2 protein-coding genes are annotated in these 1265 nt (G+C 33.2%); both read right to left on the reverse strand.

Annotated features, from left to right (window positions below; translation table 11 throughout):
• Nucleotides 1–30: 30 nt before the first annotated feature.
• Entirely contained in the window at nt 31–912 is an 882-nt protein-coding gene (locus BMZ76_RS15655; protein ID WP_244281842.1) for an IS3 family transposase, read from the reverse strand.
• Entirely contained in the window at nt 909–1208 is a 300-nt protein-coding gene (locus BMZ76_RS16285; protein ID WP_233589295.1) for a transposase, read from the reverse strand. Before BMZ76_RS16285 ends, BMZ76_RS15655 begins: the two co-directional genes overlap by 4 nt.
• Nucleotides 1209–1265: the final 57 nt, after the last annotated feature.

Genomic DNA, 1265 nt, shown 5'->3' on the forward strand with positions numbered 1-1265 from the left:
TGGATATGCAAATAAAACCCGCAGTATTAGTTAAGCAACATTTTTAAAATTATTTTTCTGTTTCCAGAATTCTTCTATTGTTTTGTAATCTAAGGCGGAATGCCTTCTTTTTCTGTTGTACCAGATTTCAATAAATTCAAATATATCGAGTTCCATTTGCTCTTTTGATATAAGTTTATTACCATAAATTTGTTCGGTTTTCAAAGTCTTAAAAAAGCTCTCAGCTACTGCATTATCCCAACAATTCCCTTTTCTACTCATACTCCTTGTAATCATTTTATAGGAATCAATCACATTAGTAAACTTCTTGCTGGCGTATTGAATGCCTCGGTCAGAATGAAATACCAATCCTTTTTCAATGCTTCGGTTTTTAATAGCCATTCTCCAAGCCGCCAAAGAAGTTTCCTCTACACTCATCCCGTTACTTAGACTCCAACCTATAATTTTTCTGTCATAGAGGTCTAAAACGGTTGTTAAATATAAAAACCCTTCTTTTACTCGAATATAAGTAATGTCCGACACCCAAGCTTTTGAAGGTTCTGTAACCGAAAATTCTCTATTTAAAACATTGGGTACAATTAAATACTTATGCTTAGAATTTGTGGTAACCTTGAATCTCTTGCTTAATTTACTTCGTAAACCCAGTTGATTCATATATTTAGCAACTGTAATCCTTGATAATTTATTACCTAAAGAAGCCAACTCGGCAGTCATTCTTGGACTTCCATATCTTTGTTTTGAATTAAAATAAATGGATGTTATTTTTTCTTTAACAAGCTCAACTCTTTGTTTTCTATCTGAAACGGACCGACTTTTCCATTGATAATAACTTCTTTGACCAACTTGCAATACTTTACACATCTTTTCAATCGGAAATATCTTTTCATTGTTTCTGATGAAAGCATAAATCATCGACCGTTTTTGGAAAAGATGCCAATTGCTTTTTTTAATATATCTCGCTCTAGTTCAGCATCTTTGAGTTTTCTTTCAAGCTCAGAAATTAGCTCCTGTTCTGGCGTTTGCTTTAAATTGCCATTACCTGGAAAACTTCCTTGTCCAAACTCTTCGTACTCTTTTCTCCATTTATACAATTGTGGAGCTGTAACTCCTAATTCTCTGGCCAGTTCTGAGATGTTATGTCTCTCATAACTCAATTGAACGGCTTTCTCTTTAAAAGCTCGGTCATAAATTTTACGCACTTGTTTCATATGTTAAAATTAAGGTTTTATTCTTAACTTTTTATGCAGGTAAAGTTAGCAAGTCCA

Source organism: Flavobacterium xueshanense (genome assembly GCF_900112975.1).
Taxonomy (GTDB): Bacteria; Bacteroidota; Bacteroidia; order Flavobacteriales; family Flavobacteriaceae; genus Flavobacterium; species Flavobacterium xueshanense.

Coding starts and splice junctions, on each gene's coding strand:
- BMZ76_RS15655 (WP_244281842.1), bottom strand. CDS start 912: ATGATTTATGCTTTCATCAGAAACAATGAAAAGATATTTCCGATTGAA.
- BMZ76_RS16285 (WP_233589295.1), bottom strand. CDS start 1,208: ATGAAACAAGTGCGTAAAATTTATGACCGAGCTTTTAAAGAGAAAGCC.